Here is a 25726-nt window from a genome sequence, read left to right on the forward strand (position 1 = left end):
TCCACGCGACGCCGTCGCCCTGTCTCGGGGCGTTTCAGCGGTGAGCACTCCGATGTCCCGGAGTCAGCGACCTTGCCCCTGGAATGCCACGCCGATACCACTTGTCCCGCCTGCCGGATCGCATGCCGTGGTTGAAGAGCGGTCCCGAAGAAAAGCCCCGTTGCGCCAGATCCCCCTCGTCCTCGCCTTCCTGACGGCGCTCTTCGGCGCTCTCGGCTTCGCCCTGCCCGCTCGTGCGGTCGAGGCGGTGCGCGTCACGCTGGACGCGCCTGTTATCGACTTGACCTCGGCCATCGAGCGCTATCGCTCGGACGGCGACCTCATTCAGATCTCCACCGCGCCGGGCAAGGACGGCATCGTGCGCCGTATCGCCGTGAAGGCGCGCGAGGCCGGCGCACGGCCGGACTGGATGGTGTTCGCACTCACCAACGACACCGACGAGCAGATCGACCGGCTGCTGGTGGCCCCGCATTTCCGGCTCGTCGGTTCGGGTGTCGTCTGGCCGGATCTCGGCGGCTCGCGCATCGCCGCGATCACTGCGAGCGAGGGCATCCGGCCTGACCGCGACGAGAGCACCGACGCCGACCAGTTCCTGATCACCCTCGATCCCGGCACCACCGTCACCTACGTCGCCGAGTTGAAGGGCCCGAACGTTCCGCAGGTCTATCTCTGGGACCAGGACGCCTACCGCAAGAAAACGTCGGGCCTGACGCTCTACGAAGGCATCATCATCGGCATCGCCGGCCTGCTGGCGCTGTTCCTGACGATCATCTTCGTGGTGAAGGGCGCGATCATCTTTCCCGCCGCCGCTGCCCTGGCCTGGTCGGTGCTCGCCTATGCCTGCATCGATTTCGGCTTCTTCCAGCGGGTCTTCCCGACAACCGAGGGGGTAGAACGCATCTACCGCGCCTCGGCCGAGGCGGTGCTGGGGGCGACGCTCCTCGTCTTCCTGTTCGCCTATCTCAACCTGTCGCGCTGGCACGTGCGCTACAGCCACGTCGCCTTCTTCTGGCTGGCCTTCCTTGCTGGGCTCGTCGGGCTCGCCGCCTTCGATCCGCCCGTGGCGGCAGGCGTGGCGCGCATCTCGATCGCGGCCGTGGCGGGCGTTGGCCTGTTGCTGATCCTCTACCTCGCGGTCCACAACAGCTACGACCGGGCCATTCTGCTGATCCCCACCTGGCTGCTGCTCCTGGTCTGGGTGGTCGCGGCGGCCTTCACGGTCACCGGCCAGATCGGCTCGGACTTGGTGCAGCCGGCGCTGATCGGTGGCCTCGTGCTGATCGTGATGCTGATCGGCTTCACCGTCATGCAGCATGCCTTCACGGGCAGCGGCATGGGCCACGCCCTCGTCTCCGACACGGAACGCAGGGCCCTGGCGCTGACCGGCGCCGGCGACATCGTCTTCGACTGGGACGTGCTCGGCGACCGGGTTTTCGCGGGCCAGGAAATCGAGAGTCAGCTCGGCCTCAAACGCGGCGCGCTCGAAGGGCCGGCCTCGAACTGGCTCGGCCTGCTGCATCCCTTCGATGTCGAGCGCTACTCGGCGGCCCTCGATACGGTGATCGAGGAGCGGCGCGGGCGCATCGTGCACGATTTCCGCCTGCGCTCGGCTTCGGGACCGTATTATTGGTACCGCCTCAAGGCGCGGCCGGTGATCGGCACCGATGGCGAGGTGGTACGCATCGTCGGCACCATCGCTGATGTCACCGAGAACAAGACCGCCGAGGAGCGGCTGCTGCACGACGCGGTGCATGACAGCCTTACGGGCCTGCCGAACCGGGAGCTGTTCTACGATCGGCTCGATGCGGCGCTGGCCATGGCGAGCCAGGATCAGCGTCTGAAACCGGCGGTGATCGTGCTAAACATCGACCGCTTCAAGGCGATCAACGACGCGATCGGCCTCTCGGCCGGCGACTCCATCCTGCTCACGCTCTCGCGCCGCCTCGGGCGCCTCCTCCGCCCGCAGGATACGCTGGCGCGCGTGGCTGGCGACGAGTTTGCGGTGATCCTGCAATCCGAGCGCGATCCCGACCGTATCCTCTCCTTCGCAGAGATGATCCGCCGGGCCATCGCAACGCCGGTGACCTATGCCGACCGCGAGGTCTTCCTCACCGTCTCCGTCGGCATCGCGCTGTACGAGGGCGGCCAAGGCATCGCGGCGCCGAAGCGCGAGGACGTGTTCAAGAACGCCGAGATGGCGATGATCCAGGCCAAGCGCGGCGGCGGCGATCGGACGGACGTCTTCCGCGCCACCATGCGCACCGAGCGCTCGGACAGGCTCATGCTGGAAGGTGACTTGCGCAAGTCGCTGGAACGCAACGAGATCAAGGTCCTGTTTCACCCGATCGTCCGGCTGGAGGACCGCACCGTAGCCGGCTTCGAGACGCTGCTGCGCTGGGATCACCCGAAGCTTGGACGGATCCCACCGTCGACCTTCCTGCCGGTGGCGGAGGAGACTGGCTTCATCGTCAATCTCGGCAACTTCGCCATCGAGCGCACGGCGCTGGAGCTCGCCGCCTGGCAGCGCTCGCTCGAAGTCGAGCCGCCGATCTTCGCCACCGTGAACATCTCGTCGCGCCAGCTCCTGCGGCATGACCTGCTGCACGATGTGAAGACAGTGCTCGCCCGCTCGGGCGTCATCCCCGGCTCGCTGAAATTGGAGCTGGCCGAAAGCCTGGTGATGGAGAACCCGGAATACGCGGCGCAGATGCTGGCCCGCATCCACGATCTCGGCGCCGGCCTCTCGCTCGACGATTTCGGCACGGGCTACTCGGCCTTATCCTACCTGCAGCGCTTTCCCTTCGACACGATCAAGATCGATCATTCCTTCGTCCGGCAGATGGGCTCGGGGCGCACGGCGATCCTGCGCTCGATCGTCAAGATGGCGCAGGAACTTGGCCTCGCCATCATTGCCGAGGGAGCAGAATCCGAGGCCGACGCGCAGGGCCTGCAGGATATTGGCTGCGACTACGCGCAGGGCGCTGCGTTCGGCGAGCCGATGACCGTGCTGCAGGCGCGCCAGCTCGTGGGGGCGGCGCCCGAGGCAGCCTGATCTAAGGCGAAGCGCAGAGATTGCGCAGGGTGTCGACCAACCGCTCCGCCCTCACTGGCTTGCGATGGATCGGAATGTCCGGCCATTGCAGCTTCATCGCCCGTGGCAAGGTTCCGGCCGTACAGACGAGGACAGGTACGCCCGCCGCGGCGAGCCGCTCGGCCGTCGGTGTCGCCTCGCCGTCAGCGAGGTTGAGGTCGAGGATTGCGGCGTCGACGGTTTCACTGTCCAACAAGCGCAATGCGTCCTGATTGGTCCTGAACGGGCCGACGACGTAGCCGCGGCTCCCCTCCACGATGTCGGACAATTCGATCGCGAGCAGCGCCTCGTCCTCGACGATGAGAACGCGTCTTCCCTGCAGCATGGAAAGCTCCCAGGCGCATGTAGATGCGCCAAGCCAAAGATGACCGTGTACTCGGGAACATGACAGGCTAGTGCCGAGTGAGACCCGTGAAGTGAACCGGGGCTCAGGTCTCGCGAAGCAGCCTGCGAAACCGAGATTGCAGCTTGGCTGGACTGTCGTCAACGATACAATTTAAGCGAAAATCAGCTTCGCAAAATCAGCGCCGCTTTGTTGGATCTCTGCTACCACGAACGGATGAGGCTGTATCTCGACGATCGGTTTAAAGCTCCCTTAACCATGTCGTCTCAAAGTCCTGTGGAGACACGAGGATCGCTTTTCGAGCGGTCTGCGAACGGTTTGCGGAGACAGGCGATGGCCGAGGCGGCGCGGCGGACGAGAAACGGACAAGGCTCCGACGTCGTTCGGCGCCTGATCGCACGCCCGATCCGCCTCCATGCGGCTCCGGCTGCGCAGGCAGCTGTTACCAGCGCCTCGCGGCCGATCGCTGAAGAGCCCGAGATGGCCGTCAACGAGCCAGCCGAGGCGGCGTCCTCGGACATCAAGCGCCTGCGGGCCGAGATGATGCTGCTGAAAGCGGTGCTTCATGCCGAGCGCAGCGAGAACGCCTCCCTGCGTGCCTGTCTCGGTGTCGACGAGGCCGACGAGACCCTCGGTGCCGAGGCGCGCGCCGTTCGCGATCGCTGGGCCACCCTGGTCGACCGGCTTCTGCACGCTCCCGCCTGACGCGCGAAACCCGCGTCATCGCCATTCATCGATACGGGAGACGGCCATGAGCGCCCGTTGCTCACTCGTCGTCAACGGCAAGTCGGTGCGCGTCTCCACGGGAGACACGGCACTCGACGACGCCGTCTCGGACGGCATGATCTCACAGGCCCAGGGCCTGCACGGCACCGCCATGCTTGGTCAGGGCGCTGCACCGGCCGGGCGCCGTGCCGAGCCTCGCGCCCAGCGCGCCGAGCCGGTGCGTCTCAAAATGCCCGCAGCCAATCCGCTGCAGGCGCCGGGCGAGCCTGAGCCGACCCAGGAATCGCTGAAGCGCAGCGGCAGCATCACCGAGATTACCCGGCTCTGCCCGGGCGTGGTGCAGGCGGTGGTCACGCTGACCAATCCCCTGCCCTACCAGCCCGGCCATCAGGTCGTGTTGACGCTCAACGGCTGGCACCCGGTCACGCTGACGCCGTCGCTGCGTGTCGACGGTGCGGCCGAGCTAAACGAGCTGGTCTTCCATCTCGGCGTGGAAGCCGGCGTCGTGGCGGGCTCTTTCGCGGGCGAACTCGAACTCGGTAAGCCGGTCAAGGTTCAAGGCCCGGTCGGCCGTGGTCAGTACCGGCCCGGCGGCGGCCGCCTGGTGCTGGTGGCAGACGAAGCGGGTTTTGCCGGCATCTGGGCCATTGCGCGCGCTGCGCGCTACATCGAGCCCGCCCGTGAGCAGACCCTCGTCGTCGGCGCGCGCGACCCCCTCGACCTCTATATGCGCCCTGCCCTCGACTGGCTGACGGCCACGGGCGTCTCCCGGATCGTCACGGTCGCGGACCGCAACCGGCAGCGCCCGCCGGACGTGCGGCCGGGACCGCTCACGGCGCATATCCCGATGCTGCGAGCCAACGACGCGGTGCACGTTTCCGGCCGCGCCGCCACCGTGGGCGCCGTGGAAGTGCTCGCGGCGAGTGTGGGCGCCCGCTGCTACACGATCCCGCTCGATCCGACGCTCTAACGAATCAAAAAGGCCCGCCTCTGCATCGAGGCGGGCCCGTTTGTTGGAAGCGAAACGCCCTCAGGCCACCTTCACCCGCCAGATCTCCTCGGCATATTCGCGCATCGAGCGGTCCGACGAGAACCACGCCATGCGCGCCGTGTTGAGGATCGCAGTGCGCCACCACGTCGCCGGACGCTTCCAGGCCGCGTCGATCTCGCGCTGGACCCGCCAGTAATCGTCGAAATCGACGGTGAGCAGGTAGGGGTCGTGATAGCGCAGCCCGTCGACCAGTCCTCCGTAGCGGCCACGCTCATCCGGCGAGAACAGGCCCGAACCGATGGCGTCGAGCGCAGCTGCCAGCCGCGGCGACGCCGCGATCGCCCGCTGGGCGTAGGCATGCTGGGTCACGCGCTCCTGCACGCCGGCTGCATCGAGGCCGAAGATGAAGATGTTGTCGGCTCCGACATGGTCCCGGATCTCGATATTGGCGCCGTCAAGCGTGCCGACGGTAAGCGCACCATTGAGCGCCAGCTTCATGTTGCCGGTGCCCGAGGCCTCCATGCCGGCCGTCGAGATCTGCTCGGAGAGGTCGGCCGCCGGGATGATCGCCTCGGCGAGGCTCACCGAATAGTTCGGCAGGAAGACCAGCTTCAGGCGGCCGGCGACGTCTGGATCGTCGTTGATGGTCCGGCCTATATCGTTGGCGAGCTTGATGATCAGCTTGGCCTGGACGTAGCTCGGCGCTGCCTTGCCGCCGAAGATCTTGACGCGCGGCGTCCAATCCTTGTGCGGGGCCTCCTTGATCGCTTGGTAGAGCGCAACGGTCTCGACCAGGTTCAGGAGCTGCCGCTTGTATTCGTGGATGCGCTTGATCTGCACATCGAACAAGGCGGCAGGATCGACCGCGATGCCGGTGCGCTCGACGATGACCTGGGCGAGCCTGCGCTTCCGCGCCCGGCGCACGGCCGCGTAGCGCTGCCGGAAATCCGGATCGTCGGCATGGTCTGCGAGCCCGATCAGCAGTTCGGGATCGTCGAGAACGCCCTCACCGACCGTCTCGACGGCAAGTTGCGTCAGCTCGGGATTGGCGTTGTGCAGCCAGCGGCGGAAGGTGATGCCATTGGTCTTGTTGACGATCTTCTCCGGCTCGAGTTCGTGGAGCGGCTTGAACAGCGTGGTCTTGAGCAGATCGCTGTGCAGGGCCGACACGCCATTGACGCGGCGCGAGCCGTGGAAGGCGAGATGCCCCATCCGCACGCGCTTGCCGTGGGACTCGTCGATGAGCGAGACGGCGGCGACGTGAGCGGCATCGCCCTTGCCCTGCTTGGCCTGCTCCTCGAGGTGCATCCAATTGATCAGGTAGATGATCTGCATATGGCGCGGCAGCAGCCGCTCCATGAGCTCGACAGGCCAAGTCTCCAGCGCCTCGGGTAGCAGGGTGTGATTGGTGTAGCCGAGCGTGTTCGTCGTGACGTGCCAGGCATCGTCATAGGTGAAATCGTGCTCCTCCATGAGGATGCGCATCAGCTCGGGCACCGCGATGGCCGGGTGCGTGTCGTTGAGCTGGATCGCAGCGTGGTCCGGCAGCGAGCGAAGGTCACCCCGCTCGTTGAGATGCCGACGCACGAGGTCCTGCAGCGAGGCCGAGGTGAAGAAATACTCCTGGCGCAGGCGCAGTTCCTGCCCCTCGGGCGAGGAGTCGCTCGGATAGAGAACGCGGGAAATCGACTCGGCCCGGGCACGGCCGGCCACGGCGCCGACATGGTCGCCGTGATTGAAGCGAGCGAGCTCCACGGGCGCGTCGGCCTCTGCCTTCCAGAGGCGGAGCTGGTTCACATGCCGGCCGCGCCAGCCGACCACGGGGATGTCGTAGGCGACCGCGTTGACGGTCTCGGCCGGCTGCCATTGGCGACGGATCTGATCGCCGCTGGCCGACATGGTGACATGCCCACCGAAGCCGATGCGATAGGTCGATTCCGGGCGCGGGAATTCCCAGGGGTTGCCCTCGGCAAGCCAGGTCTCGGGCGCCTCACGCTGCCAGCCATCCTCCAGCGACTGCCGGAAGATGCCGTGGTCGTAGCGGATGCCGTAGCCGATCGCGGGGATCGACAGGCTGGCCATGCTCTCCATGAAGCAGGCCGCGAGACGGCCGAGGCCGCCATTGCCGAGCGCCGCGTCGGGCTCCGCCTCCTCGACCTCGGTCAGCTCGACGCCGAGATCCTTGAGGGCAGCCTTGGTCACCTCGACGAGGCGCAGATTGTTCATGGCGTCCGACAGGAGCCGGCCGATCAGAAATTCCAGCGAGAGATAATAGACCCGCTTCTCCGGAATCTTGCCGCTGGTGCCGCCGTGGCAGGCATCGACGATCCGGTCGCGCAGAGCCAGGGCGGTCGCGGCGAACCAGTCACGGTCGCGGGCGCTCTCCGGCGTCTTGCCGAGCGCGTAGACGAGCTTCGCCCGGATGGCCTCGCGCAGCTCGACCACGGCATCGCCGTTGAAGAGCTTGTCCATCGCGCGCGCGCGCGTCGCGGCAGACTCTCTCGCGAACTTGGCGGAGGACGACGCGGCAGCCTCCGCGTCTGCGGATGGCACGTGGCTAGCCTCAGCTTCGTTGAGCATTTTCGGGTCCCCCTTCGTCGCCACCGGAGTTCGACCGGATCCCGGATGCTCCACGCGCTTCTTTCGACGCTGATCGGCTCCGGGGGCTTGGTCCGGCATGGTGTCTCCAGCAATGTCGATCTGTCGAGACTTCGGCATGGTCAACGCCCAGGCAGCAAATGCTTTGCCTGCTCATCTGTGTCCCAGTCGACACAAACCGCGCCGCAGCGACGACGCACGGACCGTGCCGAAATCCTCTTGAAGCCTTCCTGAACGAGCAAACATCCTAGGTGTTCCGTCCAGATACGGCAAAGGAACGGTTATTCCGGCGCTGATTCGATGTCTCGCTTTGATCGCTGACTGCGGCTAAGCTTGGCCTGTGCAGCACGACGATTGGCCGGGGAAATCCTGATGTCCGACACGGTCTGGTGGAAGAGCGGCACTGTCTACCAGATCTATCCACGCTCGTTCCAGGACAGCAACGGCGACGGCGTCGGCGACCTGCGCGGGATCACGTCGCGGCTGGATTACCTCGCCTGGCTCGGCGTCGACGCGATCTGGATCTCGCCGTTCTATCCCTCGCCCATGGCCGATTTCGGCTACGACGTATCGGATTATTGCGGCGTCGATCCGCTCTTCGGCACACTCGAGGATTTCGACGCGCTGGTCGCGGAGGCGCATCGGCGCAAGCTCAGGGTCATCCTCGATTTCGTCCCGAACCATACCTCGATCGCGCATCCGTGGTTTGCCGAGAGCCGTGCCTCGCGGGAGAGCGCAAAGCGCGACTGGTACATCTGGCGCGACCCCGCGCCCGATGGTGGCCCTCCGAACAACTGGCTCTCGAATTTCGGCGGTCCTGCCTGGACCCGCGACGCGGCGACCGGGCAGTACTACTACCACGCCTTCCTCAGCGAGCAGCCCGATCTGAACTGGCGCAACCCGGCGGTGCGGGAGGCGATGCACGACGTGCTGCGCTTCTGGCTGCTGCGCGGCGTCGATGGGTTTCGGGTCGACGTGATCTGGCACCTGATCAAGGACGAAGGCTTCCGCGACAACCCGCTCAACCCGGCCTTCGTGCCGGACCTGCCCGAGATCAACCGGTTCGATCAGGTCTATTCCTGCGATCGGCCGGAGGTGTTCGACATCGTCGCCGGGATGCGGGCTGTGCTGCGCGAGCATGGCGAGCGCGTGCTGATCGGCGAGATCTACCTGCCGATCGAGCGGCTCGTCGCCTATTACGGCGAGAACCTCACCGGCGCCGACCTGCCCTTCAACTTCCAGCTCCTGAGCACGCCCTGGCAGGCGGACTCGGTGGCGGGCCTCGTCGAGGAGTATGAGGCGGCGCTGCCCGATGGCGGATGGCCGAACTGGGTGCTCGGCAACCACGACCAGCCCCGCATCGCCGCCCGCGTTGGGGAGGCACAGGCGCGCATCGCCGCGATGCTGCTGCTGACGCTGCGCGGGACGCCTACCCTCTATTACGGTGACGAGATCGGGCTCAACAAGATCGCGATCCCGCCGGAGCGCGCGCAGGATCCCTGGGAGCGCAACGAGCCCGGCCATGGCCGCGATCCGGAACGCACGCCGATGCAGTGGGAGGATGCGCCGCAGGCCGGCTTCTCAACCGTCGAGCCCTGGCTGCCGCTCAGTACCGATGCCGGTCGCCGCAACGTCGACGAGCTGCGCGACGATTCCGGCTCGATCCTCACGCTATATCGGCGCCTGCTGTGGCTGCGCCGGGATCATGCCCCGCTCTCGACTGGCAGCTACCGGACGGTGTCGTTGGCAGACGAGCTTGCCGGAAATCTGTTCATCTACGAACGGTTCAAGGACGACGCCTGCTTGCGCATCGCCCTGAACTTCGGTGACCGATCACAGCGGCACGCGTTGCCCGACGGCACGACCTGGACGGTCCTGCTGTCGAGCCGGTCGGGGCGCTCGGGCGCTCGCGAGGCAGGCAGCCTCGAACTCGGCCCGAACGAGGGCGTGATCCTTGCCCCCGTGATTGCCGGCTAAGCCGGTCGGTCAGCCCTCACGCACGAGGATCAATGTCGCAAGCGGCGGCAGCGTGAGGCTCAGGGAATGCCCCTGGCCGTGGCTCTCCTGCTGCTCCGCATGCAGGCCGCCGTGGTTGCCGACGTTCGAGCCGCCGTAGCGTTCCGAATCCGAGTTGATCGCCTCGCGGTAGTAACCGCCCGCCGGCACGCCGATACGGTAGTTCTCGCGCGGGATCGGCGTGAAGTTCGAGACCACGATGGCCACGGCACCATCTTCCTTGCCCTTGCGGGCCCAGGCGATGACGCTGTTGTCCTGGTCGTCCGCCACCAGCCACTGGAAGCCAGCCGGCTCGAAGTCGCGCTCGTAGAGCGCTGGCGTCGCCCGGTAGGCATGGTTGAGGTCGTGGACCAGATCCTTGACCCCGCGGTGATGCGGGGCGTCGAGCAGGTGCCAGTCGAGCGACTGGTTGTGGTTCCACTCGCGCTCCTGCCCGAACTCGCCGCCCATGAAGAGCAGCTTCTTGCCGGGATGCCCCCACATGAAGCCGAAATAGGCGCGCAAGTTCGCGAATTTTTGCCAGTGGTCCCCGGGCATCTTGCCAAGCAGCGAGCCTTTCCCGTGTACGACCTCGTCGTGCGAGAGCGGCAGGATGAAGTTTTCGCTGAACGCGTAGAGCAGCCCGAAGGTCAGGTTGTGGTGGTGGTAGCGCCGGTGGATCGGATCTTCCGAGATGTACTTCAGGGTGTCGTGCATCCACCCCATGTTCCACTTGAAGCCGAAGCCGAGGCCGCCGGTATAGGTCGGGTGTGAGACGCCCGGCCAAGAGGTCGACTCTTCCGCGACCGTGATCGTGCCCGGCGCGTGGCTGTAGGTCGCCTCGTTGGTCTTCCTCAGGAAGTGGATGGCGTCGAGGTTCTCGTTGCCGCCGTACTGGTTCGGGATCCACTCGCCGGCGCGACGGGAATAGTCGAGGTAGAGCATCGAGGCGACGGCATCCACGCGCAGGCCGTCGAGGTGGTAGTGCTCCAGCCAGAAGCGGGCATTGGCGGCGAGGAAGGTTGAAACCTCGCTGCGGCCGAAATTGTAGATGTAGGTGCCCCAATCCTGGTGGAAGCCCTGGCGGGGATCGGCATGCTCGTAGAGATGCGTGCCGTCGAACAGGCCGTGCGCGTGGGCGTCGAGCGGGAAGTGCCCCGGCACCCAGTCGAGCAGAACGCCGATGCCGGCCTCGTGCGCGGTGTTGACGAATTCCACGAACTCGTCCGGCGTCCCGAAGCGGCTCGTTGGCGCGAAGAGGGAGACGGCCTGGTAGCCCCACGACCCGTCGAACGGGAACTCGGTAACCGGCAGCATCTCGATATGCGTGAAGCCCAGTTCCTTGACGTAGGGGATCAGGCGCTCGCCGAGTTCCTTATAGGTGAGGTAGCGGTTGCCTTCCTCCGGCACCCGCATCCACGAGCCCATATGGACCTCGTAGATCGACATGGCGACGTGGCGCGGATCGCGCTCGCCGCGTGAAGCCATCCAGGCCTTGTCGTGCCAGACCGGCTCATCGCCGCCCTGGAGAACGGAGGCCGTCTCCGGCGGATGCTGGGCGCGGAAAGCGACGGGATCGGCCTTGAGAGGCAGGAGCGAGCCGTCTGGGCCTCGGATCTCGTATTTGTAGCACTGCCCCGACTTGAGGCCCGGGATGAACAGCTCCCAGACGCCGCCATTCTGCCAGAGCCGCATCGGGTGCCGGCGGCCGTCCCACTCGTTGAAATCGCCGACGACGCTGACCTTGCGCGCGTTCGGTGCCCAGACCGCGAAGCGGAATCCGTCAGTGCCGTCCTGACGGAGCTGGTGCGCGCCGAGGACGCGATAGGTAACATTGCTGCCGATCTCGCGCAGCGCGTCGATGTCGTGCTGATTAAGGCTCGAGCCGAAGCTGTAGGGGTCGTAGCGGTTGCGCTCGCTGCCATCCCAAAGCTCGATGGCCAATTCGTAGAGCGGCCGGCCGGGGCTCTCGATCGAGGCCACGAAGAACCCGTCCGGATGCAGCTTCTCGAAGGGCACACGCCGGCCACCGACAAGCAGGGTCGCACTCTTGGCCTCCGGCAGGATCGCCCGGATTTCCCAGCGGCCCTCGGCAACCTTGTGCGGACCGAGGATGGCGAAGGGGTCGCCGTGATTGGCGCCCATCACGGCGGCGATCGCGTCGGGATGGAGCGTCGAACCGCGTCCTGTCCCGCCGGCAGGCGGCGCGACCGGCGCCGTGCCCGCCAGCGCATCGCGCGCCTGAGGCGCCTTCACCGTCTCCGTGCCGGCTGGCGTTGCGCCAGTCCTGGAGCCGACGTCACGAGACGCTCCATCCGCGGGCCGGGTGGTGCTCACCGAGGTGGCAACCTTGGTCGCGAGCTTCTCGTCGGCATCCGTCATCCAGTGACCTCTCCCTTCACGAACGCTTGGCTTCGTCCAGAATGTTGAGAACCCCGCGCGCGGGGATTTCGATCCAATCCGGGCGGTTGTTGATCTCGTAATCGACCTCGTACAGCGCCTTCGTGATAAGGCTCAGTCTGAGCAGCCGCTCGGAAGTCGGGCCGTCGGAGACCGCAGCGCGGCTACCCGCGACGCCGTTGGCATAGCCTTCGAGGAACGAGGCATCGATCATGCCGCGCCAGGCGATGGCCGCATTACGGGCGCGCTCCTCGCTGTCGCCGAAGCGAGCCGAGATCTCGCGCACGACCGTCTCCGCGCCGTAGGCGAAGGAGCGCAGCATGCCGGCAACGTCGCGCATCGGCGTCGACTTCGCCCGGCGCACGTCGACCGGACGGGACGGTTCGCCCTCGAAATCGATGATGACGAGATCGCCCTCGGAGGTGAGCACCTGCCCGAGATGGTAGTCGCCGTGGATGCGCGTCTTGTACGCGCCGATCGGGGGCCGATCGGACAGCTCTTCGATCAGCGCTTCCACCTCGGCGCGGCGACTCGCCAAGGCCTGGCTCGCGGGTCCCTGGGTCCAGGCGGCGATCGAGGCGAGGCCGTCGAAAGCGCGCTTGGCCTGAGCCTGTGCATCCGCAACGAGCGTGGCGAGGTCGTCCTCGGCGAATGGCTCGGCCGCGAAGGCCGGATCGTCGGTCTCGATGGCCAGAGCCTTGTGCATCTCCGCCGTGCGGCGTCCGAGAAGCTCGGCCCAACGCAGGTGATCCTTAAAGGCCTCCTCGGGGGTCGGCGCCTCGCTCTCAGGGGCAAGCACCACGATATCGAAATCGCGGCGCAGGCCTTCGAGCATCAGCGTCCAGGCATCGCCCTGGTTGCGGACGAAGCTCTGCAGCACGGCCAGCGCCGTGCGCACGCCGTTCTCGTCGACATGCTCCAGCGTACCGAGCAGCTGCGGCGTGTTCGGGAAGTGCGCTTGCTCGGTGAGGAAGCGCCCGACCTCGACCTCGGGGTGGGTGCCCGCCTGCAGCCGGCGCAGGATCTTCAGCATCGCCTTCGAGCCGAGGGCAATGGAGGTGTTGCTTTGCTCGGCGGAGAGGTGACGCACCTCATCGGCCTCGAAGACGACCTCGCGATCGAAAGCCGCGGTGGCCGAGAAAACGAGCTCGCCGCGCTCGGTCTGGATCTCGCGGCCGTCGCGCATGCCGTCGACCAGTGAGATCGCGAATTCCGACGAGGCGATGGCGCCGTAGAGCAGGCCGGTACGCGGCCCGCGCCGGACACGCGCCACCGCATGGTCCATCAGGTTCTCGTCCTCGCGGCCTTCGTCGACGCCGACCGGGGCGAAATACGATTGCCGCTCGCCGTTCGAGAGCTGGACATCGAGCTGCGGCAGCAGGAAGCGCGCCTCGCCCTTAACCTCCAGCGTCGCGCAATCGGCGACGTGCACGCTCTTGATGCGCGAGCCCTTCGCGCCGAACCAACGGCGGGCCGCCAGGAAGGGCGGGATCACGGTGCGCTCGAAGGCGGTGCGCTCGCGGCCGGCCATCAACGTCTCGATACCGCCGGTGAGGACCAGTGTGAACAATTCGGGCGCCAGCGGCTGCGGGCCGACCTCGCCGGTATCGGCGTAGCTCAGCGAGAACCAATAGAAGCCGTAGGCCGGCAGGGTCAGCAGGTAGGGCAGATCGCCGATGGCCGGGAATTCGGAACCGCCTGTCAGCTCCACCGGAATGGCGCCGCGCAGATCCGAAAGGTCGAGCTGAACCGCCTGCGGTGCGCGCGAGAGGTTGGCGACGCAGAGGATGCGCTCGTCCTCGAACTCGCGCAGCCAGGCCAGCACCTTGCGGTTCGACGGGTAGAGGAACTGAATGGCGCCGCGGCCCAGCGCCACGGAATTGTTGCGGATCGCGATCATGCGCCGCGTCCAGTTCAGCAGCGAGGTCTGCGCCTGCGTCTGTGCCTCGACGTTGATCGCGTCGAAGCCGTAGATCGGGTCCTGGATCGAGGGCAGGAACAGCCGTTGCGGGTTGGCCCGCGAGAAGCCGCCGTTACGGTCCGGCGACCACTGCATCGGCGTGCGCACGCCGTCGCGGTCGCCGAGATAGATGTTGTCGCCCATGCCGATCTCGTCGCCGTAATAGAGCACCGGCGTACCGGGCATCGACAGGACGAGGGACTTCATCAGCTCGATCTTGCGGCGGTCATTCTCCAGCAGCGGCGCAAGGCGGCGGCGGATGCCGAGATTGATGCGGGCGCGGCGCTCCGCGGCGTAGAAGGACCAGAGGTAATCGCGCTCCTCTGCGGTCACCATCTCGAGCGTCAGCTCGTCATGGTTGCGCAGGAAGATCGCCCATTGGCAGCCGTCCGGAATCTCCGGCGTCTGGCGCATGATGTCGGTGATCGGATGCCGGTCCTCGCGGGCGATCGCCATGTACATGCGCGGCATCAGCGGGAAGTGGAACGCCATGTGGCATTCGTCGCCGTTGCCGAAATATTGCGCGGTCTCCTCCGGCCACTGGTTGGCCTCGGCCAGCAGCATCCGGTCGGGGTATTCGGCATCGAGCGCGGCGCGGATCTTCTTGATGACCGTGTGGGTCTCGTGAAGGTTCTCGCAATTCGTGCCCTCGCGCTCGACGAGGTAGGGGATCGCGTCGAGCCGCAACCCGTCGACGCCCATGTCGAGCCAGTAGCGCATCGTCTCGATGACGGCCTCCAGCACCTTCGGATTGTCGAAGTTCAGGTCCGGCTGGTGGCTGTAGAAACGGTGCCAGAAATACTGCTTGGCGACCGGATCCCAGGTCCAGTTCGAGGTCTCGGTGTCGAGGAAGATGATGCGCGTATCGCCGTAGGGCTCGTCGGTATCCGACCAGACGTAGAAGTCGCGCTCCGGTGAGCCGGGAGGGGCCTCGCGGGCCGCCTGGAACCAGGGATGCTGGTCCGAGGTGTGGTTGATGACGAGCTCGGTGATGACGCGCAGGCCGCGCTCGTGGGCCGCGTCCACGAACTTCCGGAAATCCTCCATCGTCCCGTAGGACGGATTGATGCCCTCGTAGTCGGCGATGTCGTAGCCGTCGTCGCGCAGCGGGGACGGATAGAACGGCATCACCCAGATCGCGGTCACGCCGAGATCGCGCACGTAGTCGAGCCGCTGGGTCAGGCCCTCAAAGTCACCGATCCCGTCATTGTTCGAGTCGAAGAACGACTTGACGTGGATCTGGTAGATGATGGCGTCGCGGTACCATTGGGGATCACTGCGATCGATCATCCGTCGCTGCCTCAGTCTCGGTTCGAGGGCATCTCTGACGACCTTCCAGCCCGGATCGGGGACCGGGCGCGAAGGCGGCGCGGCATCTGCCGCATGTCTTGGCGGCGACGCAGGCCCCGGGGGACTGCGCGTCGCCGCGGGGCAACCGGGTTACACGCCCGCTGTCATTGCGCAACCCGCTGCGGCAACCTGAGGCGCCAGATCACGCAGGAGCGCTCGGCCGGATCGAGGGCGATGCGGTGGCCGCGGCCCCGCAACTCGAACTTGTAGCCTTCGAGCAGGTCCTCGACCTCCAGCGCACCGTCATCCGGCAGACCGAACAGCCAGAGCGGGATCTCGTAGGAGCATTCCTGGCGGTTCTTCGGATCGAGGTTCACCATCGTGAACACGCAGTTGTCGCGGTCGGGCGTCATCTTGGCGTAGGCGATGATGTTGCCGTTGTCGGCGCCCGTGAAGACCACGTTGCGGAAGTCCTGCAGCGCCGGGTTGTCCTGCCTGATCCGGTTGAGCTTGATGATGTGCTCGCGGATGTTTCCGGGTCGGTCTTCGTCCCAGGCCTTCAGCTCGTATTTCTCGGAGTTCAGGTACTCTTCCTTGCCGGGATACGGCGCCGCCTCGCAGAGTTCGAAGCCATTGTAGATGCCGTAGACGGAGGAGAGCGTCGCCGCGAGTGTCGCGCGCACGACGAAGCCCGGCCGCCCGCTGGTCTGCAGGTAGTACGGGTTGATGTCCGGCGTATTGGCGAAGAAGTTCGGGCGGTAATACTCGCCCATCTCGCCGGCCAGCTCGAGTGCGTAGTCGATCAACTCCTGCTTCGTGTTGCGCCAGGTGAAGTAGGTGTAGCTCTGCTGGTAACCGGCCTTGGCGAGCTTCTTCATCATCTTCGGCCGGGTGAACGCCTCGGCGAGGAAGATCGCGTCGGGATAGCGCGCGTTCACCTCGCGCAGCATCCACTCCCAGAACGGAATTGGCTTGGTGTGCGGGTTGTCGACGCGGAAGATGCGCACGCCCATCGCGCACCAGCCCATCACGATGTCGCGCAGCTCGATCCAGAGCGAGGGCAGCGCGCCGCCGTAGAAGTGGACGTTCGAGATGTCCTCGTACTTCTTCGGCGGGTTCTCGGCGAATTTCAGCGTGCCGTCGGGGCGCCACTCGAACCATTCCGGGTGCTGCTTGATCCAGGGATGGTCCGGTGAGCACTGGATCGCGAAGTCGAGCGCGATCTCCATGCCGTGGGCGTGGCTCGCCGCGACGAGTTGGCGGAAATCCGCGAGCGTGCCGAGCTCGGGATGCACCGCCTCGTGGCCGCCCTCGGCCGCGCCGACCGCGTAGACCGAGCCGACATCGCCGGGCTCTGCCTTGAGGGTGTTGTTCTTGCCCTTGCGGTTGGTGCGCCCGATCGGGTGGATCGGCGTGAAGTAGAGGACGTCGAAGCCGAGCTGGCGGATGCGAGGCAGGCGCCGGATCACGTCCTGGAACGTGCCGTGCCGGTTCGGATCGCCGGATTGCGAGCGCGGAAAGATCTCGTACCAGGCCGAGAACCGCGCCGCGAGGCGGTCGGCGATCACAGGGATCGTCATGGGATAGCGCGAGAGGTTCACACGCTCGGCGTTGCGCCGGATCAGCGCGCTCGCCTCGGGCGCGAGGATCTTGGCGAGGATTGCCGGCGACCCCTCGGGCTCTGCGCCGAGGGCCGAGACGAGGGCCGATAGCCGCTCCTTGTCGCGACCGGTCGCGAGATCGGCGGCCACCTGGACGAGGGCGACGCCCTCGATCGTCTCCAGGCGAACGTCGACGCCGGCATCGCGCTTCTTGAGCGTATCGCGCACCCAGGACGAGAATCCATCACGCCAGGCCTCGATGGTGAATTCGTAGCGGGCGTTGCGCTCCAACGGGAAATGACCGGCCCAGCGGTCGTTGTCGACGAAGACCATCGGGTCGCGCCGCCAGGTGCTCTCGCCGACGATGCGCGAGAGGATCGCCGCGTCGATGATCTCGTGGCCGTCGGAGAAGATATCGGCTTCCACCCGCACCGACTCGCCGACGACCCGCTTCGCCGCCGAGCGGCCGCCGTCGATCTCGGGCGTCACGGCCTCGATCACAACGCGGCCCGCGCCGTCGGGCTTGGTCGGCTGCGGTGCGGATTTCTCCTTCGGCGCATCGGCGGCGAGAATGCGCAACTCGCCCGGCAGCAGGTCGATGCCCGCGCCCGGATGGAAGGCGATCGGGTCGGCCTCGGGCGTGCGATCGACGAAGGGGCCGAGCCGGCCGCCGGTGCGGGCGATCAGCCGGCCGGCATCGACCGGCACAGGATGGCTGCCGGGATTGTAGAGCACCAGCGTTCCGTGGGTCGCCGAGGCCGGGTGGCCGGTATCGGTGCGAAACAGCGCGACATAAGGGGCGTCGGGCGAGGAGACCCGCGCCTGGAAACCCTCGACATTGGCCGAGGGCAGTTCGGCCTTCAGCGCGTTGATCGCCTTGATCGAAGCCGAGATGTCGATGCCCGTATCGTGCTCGCGCGAGCCGGGCGTGGTGTCGACGACGTGGAGCGCGCGGCGATAGCCCCACTCGTAGCCGATCGGCATCAGCACGCCCGCCGAGAAGAAGGCCGAGAGCGCGTAGCGCGTCTTCAGCCGCGCTGCGATCGCGCCCGCATCGCCGGGGATGTCGGCGGCGAGGCGCTGCATATCGTGGTTCTCGGGGAAGGCGATCGAGGGCGCGATGACCCGCAGCCGGTCGTATTGCTCCAGCGCCCAGGGCGCCTTGAGGTCCCACCAGGCGAACGAGTTGAACAGGTAGTCAAAGCCGGCGCCGGCGGTGGACTGCGCCTCCTCGAAGGTGCAGCCGAGGGTCTCGGCCGCGAACAACGTGTCCGGCTCGCGCTTCTTGGCCGAGGCGATCAGCGCACGCCAGACATCGGCCGGCACCTTGTAGGCGGCATCGCACCGGAAGCCGCGCACCCCGAGGCCCTGCAGTCGGGCGATATAGGCGTCGAAGATGCCGGTCAGCGCATGGCGAGCGTGATCGGAATGGTAGTCGAGTTCGATCAGGTCGCCCCAGACGGTTTTCTTCGACGGGTCGTCCGGATCGACGGCGCCGGGGCTGACCGGCCGTCCCTCACCGTCGCGCAGGAACAGGTCCGGCCGCTCGTGCAGTAGGCGGGCATTGTCGGCGGTGTGGTTGATGACGAGGTCGGTCATCACCCCGACGCCTTGCGCCTCTGCGGCGCGGCAGAACCGGGCGATCTGCTCGTCGTCCGAGGTGCCGTCCTGATCGCGGAAGCGCTCGTCGAGCCTGTCCGGGTCCTGCACCGCGTAAAGGCTGCGCGACCCACCGGTCTGGTGGAAGGGGTTCAGGTAGATCCAGTCGAAGCCGAGGCCGGCAATGCGCGGGATCTCTGCCGTCCAGGCCGAGACCGTGCCGACGAGGAGCGGAAACAGGTTGTAGATTCGCGGCCCCTGGGCGCGCGGTGCGAGAGCGGCCGGCAGGGCGACGGTTCCCGCGTCGGTCCGCGTCGCGGCGCCCGCCTGGGTGCCCTTCGTCGTCGGTGCGTTCATGGTCGGCCTCCCTCGCGCGGTCCCGCGCGTCGTCCCATGGGTAAGTCGGTGGGGCTCAGGCGGTTCGTCTGAGCACGGCAAAGGGCAGCGCTTCGAACAGCGTGCCGAGATCGAGCCGGCCGCCCTCGTCGGTATGGCCGGCGCCCGTCAACAGGTCGGTCCAGCGGCTGCCCTCGGGCACCGTGAGACCCGTGCCTCGGAAGGCGCTGCCGGACCAGACCGCGTCGCCCAGAAGCCGTGCAACGAGGCGCGGCACGGCTACCAGCAGGTCGCCCTCGCCGCCACCGTCGACGGAGCGGAGGAAGGCGACGACGTGGTCTGCCCGCTCGCCCGTGGCCTCCAGCGCCTGGTAGTCCGCGTCGGCGTAGAAGGACGGGCGCGCGGCCCGATCCGCCAGCAGCCGCGCCAGCGTCGCCTGCTTGACCCGGCCGTCAGGCCACTGGGCGAGCAGGCTGGCCGGCGCGACATCCGCGGAGACGGCCTCCGCTCGCGCACCGTAATCGACCGGCCGGCGGTTATCGGGATCGACGAAGGAAAAGTCCCAGAACTCGGTGCCCTGGTAGACGTCCGGGATGCCCGGCAGCGTCGCCTTGAGCACCGAGCGGCCGAGCCCGGCGATCATGCCCAGATGCGCGAGCTTCTTCGCGAAGGGACGCACGCGTGCGAGGAAGTCCGAGCCTGGTGCGATCAGCTTTTCGAAGAGCGCGTGGACCGCGCCCTCATAGGCCTCGTCGACATTGACCCAGCTGGAAAAGCGCTTGGCCTCCCGCAGCGCCTTCTCGGCATAGGCATCGAGCCGCTTGCGGAAATCCTCGATCGCCTCCGGGTCATCCCCCTCCAGCAATTCGAGCGGCCAGGCCCCGAGGATCGCCTGCAGGAACATCCACTGGTCGTTGCGGTCCGGCGCAGGCTCGTCCTCGATGGTGGCGAGATGCGGTTCGGCGGCGCGGCGCCAGGCATCCCAGGCGCGCGCCCATTCCTCCGGCAGCTCCGACAGGGCGAGCTGGCGCGAGCGCGCATCCTCGCCGCGCTTGGTGTCGTGCGTCGCCGTGGTGATCATGGCGTTTGGCCAGTCGCGGGCGCGGGCAGCCTGGAGCGCATGGAAGTGCGACAGCGCGATACCGTACTCGCCCGGATCGCCACCGACCTCGTTCAGCGCCAGCAACGCACTGAACCGGTAGAACAACGTGTCTTCCAGGCTCTTGGCCATGACCGGCCCGGTGAGCTGCTGGAAGCGGCGGCGGAAGCGCAGGATCACCCGCGGCTCGGGGCCGCCCGGCCCCCTGGTATCGATGCGGCCGAGCAGCGCGTCCGCCGCAAAATCGTGGACCGAGCGGTCGGGCAGAGCGCTCCAGCGCTTGGCCTTGCGCACGGTCTGCTCGACAAGGTCGATATCCTCCTGGTCGACATCACTGTCGTCGAGATCGGACGGCAGGTAGGAGCGATAGGTCGGGAAGCGGGCGATGATCTCGATCAGCGCACGGCGGATGGCGTTGAGGGAGAAGTCGCGTGTGCGTCGATCGGCATCGGCAATGGCCTTGAGGTCACCGGTGAGGACTTCGAGTTCGCTGGCGAAACTCGTCTCCAGGATCTCGGCCTTGGCTCGGCGCAGCTGGAACTTGTAGGGCTCGTCGAAGCCGGTTGCCCATTGATAGAACTTCTGGATGCGCGGCTTGAGCGCCCGGTCGACGAACAGGCCGTCGATCTGGTTCAACACGTCGTAGCCGGTGGTGCCTGCGACGGGCCACGGCCGCAGCTTTTCGCCCGGCTCCAGGATCTTTTCGACGACGACGTAGAAGCCGGGACCGACTGCTGATTGCAGGGCACGAGCATAGCCGAGCGGATCGGCGAGGCCATCGATATGGTCGATGCGCAGGCCGTCGATGCGACCCTCGCTCACCAGCCGGAACAGCAGGGCGTGCGATTTCTGGAAGATGTCCGATTTCTCGACGCGCAGGCCCGCGAGCGAATTTACGTCGAAGAAGCGACGGTAGTTGATGTCGCTCGACGCAATCCGCCAATGAGCGAGCCGGTACGACTGGCTCTCCAGGAGGCGGTGCAGGGGGCCGAAGGAGTCGGGATAGTCCTTGTTGCCGTTGAGCAGGTGAAGCGCACGGTAGATCGCCGCGGCGATCTGCGGCGAGGCACGCACCGCGTCGGCGAGATCCGCCTTCAGACCCTCGGCCTCGGCCGGCAGGGCCTTGCGACGCTCGGGGTTCGTCTCCTCGCCCATGCCGCGCAGGCGCTCGGAGACTTCGAGCACATCGGCCGAAGGGTCGTCGCCGACCTCGCCGAGGGCGGCGAGCGCCCGGTTCAGGATCGCCGGGTAGGAGAGCGGGCAGATCGGGAATTCGTGCTCGTAATGCCAGACACTGAAGGCGCCCCTGGCCTCATCGAACTTCAATTCCAGCGTGCCCTTCTCCAGGGCTTCGCCGTAGCGCTCGCCCAGGAAGGGGATCACGAGCTTGCCGTTCGCGCCGAGCCGTTCCCAGTCGATGTCGAAGGCATGCGCGAAGGGGGAGAGGCCGCCCCATTCGAGCACGGAAAGCCACCACGGATTGTCGGCACCGCCGACGCCCATGTGGTTCGGCACGATGTCGACGAGGAGTTTGAGCCCATTCGCCTTCAGCGCGTCGGAGAAGGCGATGAAACCCTCCTCGCCACCGATCTCCGGATTGATCTGAGAGTGGTCGACGATGTCGTAGCCATGGGTCGAGCCGGGCCGCGCACGCTGCAGCGGCGAGGCATAGACGTGGCTGATGCCGAAACGCGCGAGATAGGGGACGATCGCCTCGGCCTGCGCGAAGGTGAAGCCCTCGTGGAACTGCAGCCGGTAGGTCGCCCGGGGCGGCGGCGAGTTTAGCCGGCCGGCGCCCGAGCGCGGTCCGCGATCCTCGCCCGCAAGCGACGCTGCGAGCTTGGCGAGCGGTCCGCCAGGGGCAGCGATGGCTTCCAGCGTGCGGTCGAGCTTACGCCGCCAGTTGGGATGCCCCTCGGTCGAGCCCGGCACGTTGGCCTGAGCGAGCTCCGAGACGACGTCCTCGTACTGCACCGCCGTCAGAATCGAGGGAGCGCGGGCAAGGAAGCGCGCCGCTGCCTCGAACGGAGCGGCATCGGCCGGTTCGGCGCTTGGCAGGAGTTGTTCGGAGTAGAGCGCCTCGGACAGACGGCGGCGCTCGGTCACGCGATCGGCGCGCTCGGAATCGGCCCGGTCGGAATCGTAGAGACCGAGGGACTGGCGCGTGTCGGTATCGACCCCGCGCCACCAGCCGAGAAAAGTCGGCAGGTCGTGCGTGGTGATCGCGGTCAGCGCATCGTGCGGATAATCGGCAGGCGGCTTGAAGGCGCCGCCGTGCTGCCGTTCGAAGGCGAGGATGCGGTAGCTCAGGATACCGGCCGCCATCAGGGCGTCGGAGAATCCCTCGGGGGCTGTGCCGAGATCCTCGGCGATCACCAGGCATTTCGAGCGGTGGCTCTCCAGCCGCAGCACCGCCAGCATCGGCTCGAACGGCATCGCCACATAGGCGCCCGCCTGTGCCGACTGGCCGACGGGAATCAGGAAGAGCCGCGCGAGCTGGAAGGCGTGGTCGATGCGAATGGCGCCGGCATGGCGCATGTTCGCCCGGACAAGATCGCGGAACGCCCTGAGGCCGTCGCGCTCCAATTCGAGCGGGTGGAAGGCCGGCAGGCCCCAATCCTGGCCCTTCGGCGCGAGCAGATCCGGCGGTGCGCCGATCGAGACGCCGTTGGCGAAGCGCTCGGGATGCGACCAGATCTCCGACCCGCCACGGTCGGCACCCACCGCGAGATCGCGGTAGAGGCCGATCCGCATGCCGGCCTTGAGCGCCGCCTCGGAGGCCTGCTTCAGCTGGTGGTCGGCGAGGTACTGGAGCCAGACATGGTAGCTGACCCGCTCGGCATTCGCCTCGGCGAAGGCCGTCACCTCCGCGGTGCCGGCACGGCGATAGGGCTCCGGCCATTCGCCGAGCCAATGCGCGCCCTGCGCCTTGAAATGCTCTGACAGCGTCTCGAAAATCGCGTGACATTCGAGATTTTCGCCACCCTCCGCCCGGAAGGCCGCGAAGCCTGGATCGGCCCCTCTGCGCGCCGGCGATTCCAGCCAGAACGCCTCGAGCACGGGTGAGAGCACCTCCCAGATGCCGGCATGATCCACGAGCGTCGCGTCGCGCAGCGCGTCGAGGCGCGGGCGCATCTCGTCGAGCAGCGCTTCGGCGCGGCTGCCCGCGAAGCCGGGGAGCGCGCCGGGCTCGATGTAGAGCGTCTCGAGGAAGAGCCGGGACGAGGGCGAGTACGGCGAAATCTTCTCGCGGTCGGTCGGGAACAGCGCGTGGACCGGGCTCAGGCCGAGGAAGGACGCGCCGCGCAGGCCGGCATCGGCGGCGGCGCGGCCGGCATCGGCGAAGGTGCCGATGCCGAGATTGTGCGGCGAGCGCAGGCCGTAGAGCTGCGCGGCGAGGCCCCAGTCGCGGGCGCCCTCCTCCGCATAGGCGCGCGGGCGCCAGCAGCGCTGCGGCGCCGAGATGATCCAGGCCTGCGCCCGGCGCTCGCCGAGCGTCGCGGTGAGTCGGTGGTAGCCGGGCGTCAGCGGCGGCAGCTCGAAGCTCGTGCCGCCCTCGCCGAAGCTCAGGTTCGCGCGGCCCTCGCTGGCGTGACCGCGTTCGTCGACGAGCCGCCAGGTGACCGATCCATACGCGCCCTCGGCCCGGATCGGGACGCGCAACGCGCGCCGCGCCTCGGCCGGAAGCAGGGGCGGGATCAGGCCGAGCCGTACCTCTTCGACTTCCGCGAGGCTATGGGCGATCTCGTCCTCGGAGCCGACGGCGAAGCCGAGGGCGGCGAGCATGCCGGCGCGGGTCTCTTCGGAGGTCTCGACGGGGTTGCCGAAGGCGTCCGTGTAACCCTTTGCGATGCCGACGAGGTCGGCGAGGCGGGTCAGGGCGTCGCTCATGCCGGCGCTCCAACCAGGAAGACGCCGGTCCAGGGCGGCAGGTGCAGCGATTGCCGCGAGGATGTGCTCGACCAGATCACCTGGCCGCCCTTGCTCTGCGCATCATAGGTGTCGGTACCGACATTGGCGACGAAGCGCAGCGTGCCGGCCTCGAACCGCCAGGTGCAGTCGACGATGCCCGGCGCGGGGATCGTGGCCTCGGCTCCGCGGAAGCCGGACTTGGTCAGCGGCACCACGGTCTGGTGGCGGATCTGCAAGAGGTTGCGGGTGTCGGCCCAGACGTGGCGGTGGGGTTCGCGCTCGGCCTCTTCCCAATCGATCTTGGAATCCAAGAAGGTCTTCTCCTCGGTCGGGTCCGGGATCACGGAGGTGTCGTCGGCGAAGGCCGCGAAGCTCTTGAACTCGCGGCGCCGGCCCTCGCGGACCGCCTTGTTCAGCTCCTCGTCCGGCGCGAAGTCGACGAAGAACAGGAACGGCGCGGAGGCTGACCATTCCTCGCCCATCCAGAGCATCGGGATCTGCGGCGCGAGCAGCAGCCCGGCGCGGGCCAGGGCGAGCTTCTCGGGATCGGCGAGCTGGCTCAGACGCTCGCCGAGCGCACGGTTGCCGACCTGGTCGTGGTTCTGCAGGAAGGTGACGAAGGCCGAGGGCGGCAGGTGGCCTGAGGGCTCGCCGCGGGGGTGGTTATCGAGCGTCTTGAAGGGCTCGCCCTGGTAGGCGAAGCCCTCGGCGAGGCAGCGCGCGAGGTGCTCCACCGGCTTGTCCGCGAAGCTCTCGTAGTAGCCGGCGTCTTCACCGGTCAGCAGCACGTGCCAGCAATGGTGGAGGTCGTCCGCCCATTGCGCACTGTGCTGGATCGGCCGGCCCTCGCTGTCGCGCTCCAGCCAGCGGGCCTGGTTCGCCTCGTTCTCGAGGATCAGGTGGATGTGGCGGCCGGGCAGGCGCGCCCGGATGGTTTCGGCCAGCTCGCCGATGAAGTGCTTCTCGGAATCGTCGAGGATGGCGTGCACGGCATCGAAGCGGATGCCGTCGAAATGGTATTCCTCCAGCCAGTACAGCGCGTTCTCGATGAAGTAGTCGCGCACGACGCGGCCACTCTCCCGGCCGTCGAAGTTGATGCCGGCACCCCAGGGCGTCTGGTGACGCTCGGTGAAGAAGCTCTTGGCGTAGGCGTGGAGATAGTTCCCGGCCGGGCCGAAGTGGTTGTAGACGCAGTCGATCAGCACCATCAGGCCCTTGCCATGGGCGGTGTCGATCAGGCGCTTGAGGTCTTCCGGGCGGCCATAGGCGGCATCCGGCGCGTAGGGCAACACGCCATCGTAGCCCCAGTTGCGGGTGCCCTTGAAGTCGGCGAGCGGCAGCAGCTCGATGGCGGTGATGCCGAGATCGACGAGGTCGTCGAGCTTGGCCTCCAATGCCGCGTAGGTGCCCTCCGGCGTCGCCGTGCCGACATGCAGCTCGTAGATCACCGCCTCTTCCCAGGGCCGGCCGGTCCAGTCGCCGTCGCTCCAGACATGGGCGGCGGGGTCGATCAGCTCGCTGAGGCCCGAGACGTCGTCGGGCTGGAAGCGGGAGGCCGGATCGGGAACGACGAGATCGCCGCCGATGCGGAAGCCGTAGCGCGCGCCGGGCCTGACGCCCGGCACGACGGTACGACGCCAGCCTTCGCCGACATCGGGAAGCGGATGGTCGCTGCCATCAACGGTGAGAACCACATCCGCGGCGCTCGGCGCCCAGAGCGCGAAGCGGGCTCCCTCATCGGTCACCTCGCTGCCGTAGGCCATTGCATGGCTGCGCCGCATCGGG

11 protein-coding genes are annotated in these 25726 nt (G+C 67.2%); 4 read left to right on the top strand and 7 right to left on the bottom strand.

Features of this window, described 5'->3' with window-relative positions; all coding sequences use genetic code 11:
* Positions 1-160 precede the first annotated feature (160 nt).
* Entirely contained in the window at positions 161-3052 is a 2892-nt protein-coding gene (locus tag MGN01_RS16780; RefSeq protein WP_147047977.1) for an EAL domain-containing protein, read from the top strand.
* A gap of 1 nt (position 3053) precedes the next feature.
* Here MGN01_RS16780 and MGN01_RS16785 read toward each other — a convergent pair whose 3' ends face one another.
* Complete coding sequence (locus MGN01_RS16785; protein ID WP_147047978.1) at positions 3054-3416, bottom strand: response regulator; 363 nt, start codon at positions 3414-3416, stop codon at positions 3054-3056.
* A 351-nt stretch (positions 3417-3767) separates the two neighbouring features.
* Between MGN01_RS16785 and MGN01_RS16790 the strand changes: the two genes are divergently transcribed.
* The gene (locus tag MGN01_RS16790) at positions 3768-4139 is read left to right on the top strand and encodes a hypothetical protein (protein ID WP_147047979.1); all 372 of its coding nucleotides are present in this window, start codon (positions 3768-3770) and stop codon (positions 4137-4139) included.
* Positions 4140-4185: 46 nt separating this feature from the next.
* Positions 4186-5130, top strand: a complete 945-nt coding sequence (locus tag MGN01_RS16795; RefSeq protein ID WP_147047980.1) for a ferredoxin reductase domain-containing protein — start codon at positions 4186-4188, stop codon at positions 5128-5130.
* Positions 5131-5190: 60 nt separating this feature from the next.
* Here the strand turns inward: MGN01_RS16795 and MGN01_RS16800 are convergent, their stop codons facing one another.
* The gene (locus MGN01_RS16800) at positions 5191-7731 is read right to left on the bottom strand and encodes a glycogen/starch/alpha-glucan phosphorylase (RefSeq protein WP_147047981.1); all 2541 of its coding nucleotides are present in this window, start codon (positions 7729-7731) and stop codon (positions 5191-5193) included.
* Between the two features lie 390 nt (positions 7732-8121).
* Between MGN01_RS16800 and MGN01_RS16805 the strand changes: the two genes are divergently transcribed.
* Positions 8122-9726, top strand: coding sequence for an alpha-amylase family glycosyl hydrolase (locus MGN01_RS16805; protein ID WP_147047982.1), 1605 nt, complete (start codon positions 8122-8124; stop codon positions 9724-9726).
* A gap of 9 nt (positions 9727-9735) precedes the next feature.
* On the opposite strand, the gene glgB is transcribed toward MGN01_RS16805, so the two are convergent.
* From glgB to treZ, 5 genes are all read right to left on the bottom strand, one after another.
* On the bottom strand, positions 9736-12126 hold the full coding sequence (gene glgB, locus MGN01_RS16810; protein ID WP_147047983.1) for a 1,4-alpha-glucan branching protein GlgB: 2391 nt from the start codon (positions 12124-12126) through the stop codon (positions 9736-9738).
* A gap of 16 nt (positions 12127-12142) precedes the next feature.
* Complete coding sequence (treS, locus tag MGN01_RS16815) at positions 12143-15394, bottom strand: maltose alpha-D-glucosyltransferase (protein ID WP_147047984.1); 3252 nt, start codon at positions 15392-15394, stop codon at positions 12143-12145.
* 164 nt (positions 15395-15558) lie between these two features.
* Positions 15559-18951: a maltotransferase domain-containing protein gene (locus MGN01_RS16820; RefSeq protein ID WP_147047985.1), complete on the bottom strand. Its 3393-nt coding sequence runs from the start codon at positions 18949-18951 to the stop codon at positions 15559-15561.
* Between the two features lie 55 nt (positions 18952-19006).
* Positions 19007-23920 carry a malto-oligosyltrehalose synthase gene (locus tag MGN01_RS16825; protein ID WP_147047986.1) on the bottom strand — a complete coding sequence of 1638 codons (4914 nt, stop codon included), beginning with the start codon at positions 23918-23920 and terminating at the stop codon, positions 19007-19009.
* A complete protein-coding gene (gene treZ / locus MGN01_RS16830; protein WP_147047987.1) occupies positions 23917-25722 on the bottom strand; it encodes a malto-oligosyltrehalose trehalohydrolase in 1806 nt (601 codons plus the stop codon). Before treZ ends, MGN01_RS16825 begins: the two co-directional genes overlap by 4 nt.
* Positions 25723-25726: the final 4 nt, after the last annotated feature.

Origin of the sequence: Methylobacterium gnaphalii, from assembly GCF_007992215.1 — a bacterium.
GTDB classification, from domain to species: Bacteria; Pseudomonadota; Alphaproteobacteria; order Rhizobiales; family Beijerinckiaceae; genus Methylobacterium; species Methylobacterium gnaphalii.